The sequence below is a fragment of the Enterocloster alcoholdehydrogenati genome (genome assembly GCF_013282095.1).
GTDB lineage: Bacteria > Bacillota > Clostridia > Lachnospirales > Lachnospiraceae > Enterocloster > Enterocloster alcoholdehydrogenati.
Genome location: NZ_BLTJ01000027.1, coordinates 1 through 6,180 on the forward strand (window position 1 = coordinate 1; position 6,180 = coordinate 6,180).

The following is a 6,180-nucleotide window of genomic DNA, read 5'->3' on the forward strand; positions in this document are numbered from 1 at the left end:
CGCCGGGACTTTGGGACAATTTGTCCCGAAGTTCAGCGGGTTTGGGGAGCTCCCCAACAAGCATTTTTGCGGGCCTGCGGCCAGCAAAAATTTCGGAGTGTGGCCACACCCGAATTGCTTGCCATTTTGTGCAAGCCCCGAAAATGGCGCAAAAAAACGGAGGCACACGCTTCTCTTACGCATCCTCCGTTTCTTTAGCCGCTTTCATCGCTTGGATCGTGGCTTCTACAATTTTTAGTTCTTTTTCGTCCAGGGCGTTGAGCATGGCGTCAATCCGCTTTCTGCACTCGCTCCCTTTGTTCTTGGACGGATAGAAGTATTGATCTACCGATATATCGAACATTGTGACCATCTGGTAAAAGGTGTTGAGGCTGGGGTGCTGGCCGTCATTTTCGTTATACATGATGGTGCGTGGAGCCCGGTCAACAATATAGGCCAGTTGTTCCTGCGTCATCCCGCTGGCCTCTCTTGCCCGTTTGATGGCGAGCCCTATATCGTGAAAATCAAACCGTCGTTCATCTCTTTCAATCTTCATAATATCACCTAATGTAATTTTACATTTCAGGTACTATTATTTGAACGATTATATATTTCATACTACTGACTATTTATTTTCATATATACATCATTGAAATTATTCGTTTGACCGTATATAATTATTCGTGATTGATTTGTGGAGGTAGGATATGGATTTTATTTCGGTACAAGAAGCTGCAAAAAACTGGGGAATTTCAGAACGCCGCATACAGAAATTGTGCGAAGAAAATCGTATAGAGGGTGCCATAAAGTTTAGTAGGTTGTGGCTGATACCTCGAAATGCTCAAAAGCCCTCTGATCGCCGTCGCAAAGATTTGCCTAAAATTGAAAATATCATTGAAAGTTATGGGCAATATGTTTACAATTTGGCATTAAAGCTATCGGCTAATCCTGAATATGCAGATGACCTAACGCAAGAAACTTTTATTAAAGCATGGCTCCACATAAAGGAGCTTAGAAGTAAAGAAGCAATCAAGAAGTGGCTTCGCATAATTTGTATCAACGAGTTTCGTATGTTGTTACGCAAACAACAACGAGAAAACAATGTTGAATACTTTGAAAGTATCGAAGAATTAGAACGGGATGGTAAGCTATTAGTTACTCCTCCATCTATTCAGTTGGATGAAGTAGAAGCAAATGAAGAAGTGATAAAGCTGCGCGATGGGTGCTTTTTAGCTATGACAAGAAAGTTATCGCTCAATCAAAGAATAGCTTTTTCCTTAGTTGATATGTTTGGCTTATCAATAAAAGAAGTGAGCGAAATATTAGATATTACTCCTAAAGCTGTCAAGGGATTACTATATCGCGCAAGGTTAAATTTGGAGTCGTTTTTTCAAGGGCATTGTAGTTTTTTTGGTATAAATAACCCATGCACCTGCAAGGAATGGATTGAATTTATGAATACAAGAAATTCAATCCAGAAAAAAATGAGGCAATCCCTCACTGTGTTAAACTACAAGCAAAATGGTTATGTTCAAAATTCAAAGACTACGCAAATGATATTGCATTTTTATCATAACATTCCTGATCAAAGACCAAGTCAAAAGTGGTTTGATGAGATTATATTGCTTGTTAAAAATTTTTATGGAAATTGTTGATGAGGCCGAGCCTTTGCTTTTGTTTGAGCATCTATTATTATGAAACTAAAAATTCAAGATTGCAGAAAGGCTTTTTTATGGATAAGGAATACTTACAATACTTAGTTGACACAATCACTGACAAGGACAATTTGAAAAAGGTTAAGGAAGAAGCTCTTAAATTAAGTAGCTCCTATTCACACGAAGAATATATCCAAATAGCTTCGGAATTGTATTGCTCAGAATATTTTCAAATTCAAGAAATCGGCGTGCTCTTATATGGTTATGCAAGCTCAATACGCCCGACTGCATTAGAGTTTTTGCGCGAAACTGTAAGTACGCATCCGAGTTGGAAAGTCCAAGAAGTTTTAGCTATGGCTTTTGATATATATTGTTCTACAAACGGATATAAAAAATCATTGCCAACTATTAAAGAATGGTTGCAAGATAGTCGCCCTAATGTTCGTCGAGCTGTTTCAGAGGGACTTCGTATATGGACAAACCGCGATTATTTTAGAGAAAATCCTCAAATTGCAATTTCACTCTTATCCAATTTGAAAGCAGATAACAGCGAATATGTCCGAAAATCAGCAGGGAACGCACTAAGAGATATAAGCAAAAAATTTCCTACCCTTATAAAAGAAGAAGTCTCTACCTGGGATATTTCGGACAAAAAAGTGGCACAAGTTTATAAGTTAGCGTATAGATACATAGCAGAAAAAAGTATTGATAGATAATCGCAACGGCAATAGTGCTAAGCCAAACGTATAGAGTACAACCGCCCAACGGGATAATAAAAAAACCGTTGTTTCGGCGGCTGGCTTATCACGCGCCTAAACAAAATACAGTAGCCTTGCGGCGGTTTTGAAATAACAAATTTCAAGCCGCCGTTTTCTTTTCAAAAAATGAGATTGCGGGGGGTGTATTAAAGTCGCCCTTTTTTAGGATACGGCGGTGTCCAGGAGGTATCGCCGTGTCCCTTTTCCTTTTCTATCCCCCTAACCTGTCAAAAAAAGCCCACCCGCCCAGCAGGATCAGTCCGGCGGTGGATGCGAAATTTGGCAGTACATAAATGAATTTGTTATTTCATGCGCTTGCGTGGCCTTGTGTCGCGCAGGCGCTTTTTGTTATCCGTACTTCGAGACAAAGTGTCCCGAGGTACGGAGCAGCTCTCCAGGGTGCCGCTCCCCGCCGAGCCCTGTTTCGGTCGCTCATCCACCCAACACCGAAACGGAGGTTTATTATGGCTACAATCAATCTGAAAGATTTTTATTATTGGTACACGCAGGATCAGTTTATCGAGGTTTCTGACGAGGTGGCCGAAGTATTTTTGGCTGATGCCCGCCATGAGATGGCTTATCAGCGGCGTCTCTCCCGGCACAAGGCGCAGTATTCCCTGGACTGTGAGGACGGGATTGAATACTCGGCCTGTTTGCATGAGCCTACGCCCCAGGAGCTCTTGGAGCGGATGGAACTCTTTATCCGTCTGTGGAACGCGCTTAACTCTCTGCCCGAAGCCCAGGGCCGCCGTGTTGATGCCTGTGTCATTCTTGGCAAGACCTATTCTGAAGTAGCTGAAGCGGAAGGCGTTCACGAAAGCGCGGTGCGGCGGGCTGTGGAGCGTGGTTTGGAAAACATGAAAAAATATTTGAAAAAATCCCGCTGAACCAGTCCGAATATCATCCAAAAATGTCTCGGTTTATGAGAGGAGGTTTTCTTTTCTCCGCAGATGAACAAGGGCGGCCGCGAGCGCAATCCGGGGAGCCAGGCGGCGGGTGCGCGGTGACTTTTCCCAAAGGAAAATGAGCGAACAACACCAGCGCCGCAAGTGGGCCGGGCCATCCCACGGCCACGATCCGGCAGTGGACAGGCTGGCCGCCTGTCCCTCCGGGCCGCCCTCTCGTCTGCGAGGGGGCGCCGCGCCGAGTATAGTTGTCTTTGGACAGGTCAAGGAAATGGGCGCGGCGTTCCCTAAATTTTATCAAAGGGGGAATTAGAAAATGAAATACGATCCCGTATTGGCCGCTATGCTGGTCGAGCCGTGGAGCAACAACGCCTGCCGGGGATATGTGATCTATGCGATGGAAAACTGCGGTTTTTCCCCCGAGGACATCCGGCGCGTTGTCGGTGAGCTCCATTATGTATTTGACTTCAAAACGCTGGACGAGGCCCAGCACCATTACGAAAACGGCCCCTATTAACTTCGAGACATTGTGTCCCGATGTGAGGACAGGCCAAAGGGCGGCACTTATGTGGTGCCGCCTTTTCGCGTTTCCCCACAGGACAACCGGGAGGCGTTTATCAATCTGAACAAAGGAGGTTTTACCGTGAAATTAACCGCACAGGAACTGGAACGAATGAAAAGCGTTGATATTGGTGCAGTCTCCCCCGAGTCTCTGCCCGATGTGAGCGGTATGACCTTTGATAACACTCTTTCCCACAAAGAGCGCGTCATAAGGTTTTTGCAAGTTGCCAAAAACCTATACTGCTTCAACATCGGCGGAGTCGGTGTGAAAATTGAATTTGCGGAAGGTGGGCCGTCTTTGCAGGACACCTTGACGGACTATTTGATCCGGCAAAAAAGCGGGCTGTGACTTCGGCTGCGGCCCGCCCCAGCTTCGAGACAAAGTGTCCCGAGGCGGAGCCATCCTTGTTGTCCCTATGGGACAGAGTTATAATATAAGTGTAATGTGATAGGGAAGGAGGAACAATGTCACGAACAAAAAACAGAGGGTTTCAACAGAGTTTCTCTCCCTCTTATACGATCCGGCGCTGGCGACTGGGCGAATATATCCGGCTTTCCAAAGAAGATTTGAAAAAAGGAAAAGACGATAGCAACAGCGTTAAAAACCAGCGCGACCTGCTGAATGATTTTTACCAAAAGCACATAGAGGAATTTGAAAGCGTTTCCGAATATGTGGACGATGGGCACACAGGGACGGATGCCAACCGCGAAAATTTCCAGCGGCTTCTGGCCGATGTAATGAGCGGGAAAATCAACTGCGTTGTGGTAAAAGACCTTTCCCGTTTTGCCCGGAATTACAGCGATGCGGGAAGTCTGATTGATAACCTGTTTGTGCAAATGGGCGTCCGTTTTATCAGTCTTGCTGAAAATGTGGACAGCTACCTCAACCCGGACAGCGTTTCCAGCATTATTGTTCCGATTACAAATGTAATGAACGATCAATACTGCTATCAGACTTCAAAGAAGATCCGCCAGGTGTTTGACTATAAGCGGCGCAACGGCCAGTACATCGGCTCCTTTGCCCCCTACGGCTATATAAAAGATCCAAAAGACAAACACCAGTTGATTGTCGATCCTGAGGCCGCCGAGATTGTAAAGCTTATTTATAACATGACTTTGCAAGGGGAAACAAGACGGGCTATCGTCTACCACTTGAATGACCACGGCATCCCCAGCCCGACAACCTACCGAAAAAATAAGGGCCTGCCCTATTCCTGTTCGGTATCAGATAATCCCATGTGGGGAGATCGGGTGCTTACAAACATTCTTACCAACCCGATTTATACCGGGGATTTGGTACAGGGCCGCCGCCGTGTGAAAAGCTATAAGGTACATGAGATTGAGGCGGTGCCGGAGGATGAATGGGTGCGGGTGGCTGATACCCACGAGGCGATTATAGACCGGGAAACCTTTGAAAAGGTCCAGGCCCTGTTGAAACGGGACACCCGGACGGCCCCACGGAAAAAGGAGCTCCATCTGTTCAGCGGTTTTCTCCGCTGTGCGGATTGCGGAAAATCCATTACACGGAGCCAGAGCGGGAAAAATGTGTATTACGCCTGCTCTACCTACAAATACCGCTCCCGGGCCGCCTGTTCCATGCACTCAATCAAGCATGAGCGGCTGGAGGCCGCCGTCCTGTTTGCCGTCCGTCAACAGGTACATCTGGCCGTTTCCTTTTCGGAGATACTTGCCCGTATCAACTCGGCTCCAGTCAAAAAAAGCCAGTCATTCCGACTGGACGATCTGATTGCCGCAAAGGAAAAGGAACTGGCGAAAATTACCCGATACAAACAGTCCCTTTATCAAGACTGGAAAGACGGGGAAATTACCCAGCATGACTACCGGACTATGAAGGCCGACTATGAACGGCAAGTGAGTACACTCTCCGATGTGCTGGAACGGCTGACCGCTGAACGGGTGGAACTGGCAAACGGCGTTGACAGTGAGCATCCGGCGCTGGTGGCCTTTAAGAAACACCAGAACATTGAAACGCTCAACCGGGAAATCCTCATTGATCTTGTAAACTACATCAAAGTTTACGAAAACGGCAATATAAGTGTGAAATTCAAGTTTGCTGACGAGTTTCGCAGAATTGCCGAATACATTGAAATTAACATTTCTGAAATTCCCGCCGCGGCGGGCTGATGCCCGCCACACCATTTCTGGCAGTGTGTTTTCCTAATATGAAACATTCATATGAAATGAATGATACTTCTGTTACTACTGTACTCCATAATAATAGTCCTGGTTTGCAATATCTTGATTCATAACATTTTCCAGGAATAGCAATGAAACGCCATTCTGAATTTGAATATAATGACA

At 45.8% G+C, this 6,180-nt stretch carries 7 protein-coding genes; 6 read left to right on the forward strand and 1 reads right to left on the reverse strand.

All coding sequences use genetic code 11. The annotated features are described in order from the left end of the window. Positions 1-175 precede the first annotated feature (175 nt). Positions 176-535, reverse strand: coding sequence for a helix-turn-helix transcriptional regulator (locus HW447_RS17600; RefSeq protein WP_087347884.1), 360 nt, complete (start codon positions 533-535; stop codon positions 176-178). Positions 536-686: 151 nt separating this feature from the next. Between HW447_RS17600 and HW447_RS17605 the strand changes: the two genes are divergently transcribed. From HW447_RS17605 to HW447_RS17630, 6 genes are all read left to right on the forward strand, one after another. After that, on the forward strand, positions 687-1,634 hold the full coding sequence (locus HW447_RS17605; RefSeq protein ID WP_176256327.1) for a sigma-70 family RNA polymerase sigma factor: 948 nt from the start codon (positions 687-689) through the stop codon (positions 1,632-1,634). A 77-nt stretch (positions 1,635-1,711) separates the two neighbouring features. After that, entirely contained in the window at positions 1,712-2,350 is a 639-nt protein-coding gene (locus HW447_RS17610) for a DNA alkylation repair protein (RefSeq protein WP_176256328.1), read from the forward strand. A gap of 506 nt (positions 2,351-2,856) precedes the next feature. Further along, positions 2,857-3,279 carry an RNA polymerase sigma factor gene (locus tag HW447_RS17615; protein ID WP_176256329.1) on the forward strand — a complete coding sequence of 141 codons (423 nt, stop codon included), beginning with the start codon at positions 2,857-2,859 and terminating at the stop codon, positions 3,277-3,279. 334 nt (positions 3,280-3,613) lie between these two features. Further along, a complete protein-coding gene (locus HW447_RS17620; protein WP_087382293.1) occupies positions 3,614-3,814 on the forward strand; it encodes a hypothetical protein in 201 nt (66 codons plus the stop codon). Positions 3,815-3,940: 126 nt separating this feature from the next. Further along, positions 3,941-4,207 (forward strand): DUF6870 family protein, encoded by a 267-nt coding sequence (locus HW447_RS17625; RefSeq protein WP_087382290.1) that lies wholly within the window; start codon positions 3,941-3,943, stop codon positions 4,205-4,207. A 116-nt stretch (positions 4,208-4,323) separates the two neighbouring features. Further along, a complete protein-coding gene (locus HW447_RS17630) occupies positions 4,324-6,003 on the forward strand; it encodes a recombinase family protein (protein ID WP_176256330.1) in 1,680 nt (559 codons plus the stop codon). Positions 6,004-6,180 lie beyond the last annotated feature (177 nt).

What these genes read in the sequence shown, in the direction of transcription:
- HW447_RS17600 (WP_087347884.1), bottom strand. Translation starts at nt 535, where the DNA reads ATGAAGATTGAAAGAGATGAACGACGGTTTGATTTTCACGATATAGGG.
- HW447_RS17605 (WP_176256327.1), top strand. Translation starts at nt 687, where the DNA reads ATGGATTTTATTTCGGTACAAGAAGCTGCAAAAAACTGGGGAATTTCA.
- HW447_RS17610 (WP_176256328.1), top strand. Translation starts at nt 1,712, where the DNA reads ATGGATAAGGAATACTTACAATACTTAGTTGACACAATCACTGACAAG.
- HW447_RS17615 (WP_176256329.1), top strand. Translation starts at nt 2,857, where the DNA reads ATGGCTACAATCAATCTGAAAGATTTTTATTATTGGTACACGCAGGAT.
- HW447_RS17620 (WP_087382293.1), top strand. Translation starts at nt 3,614, where the DNA reads ATGAAATACGATCCCGTATTGGCCGCTATGCTGGTCGAGCCGTGGAGC.
- HW447_RS17630 (WP_176256330.1), top strand. Translation starts at nt 4,324, where the DNA reads ATGTCACGAACAAAAAACAGAGGGTTTCAACAGAGTTTCTCTCCCTCT.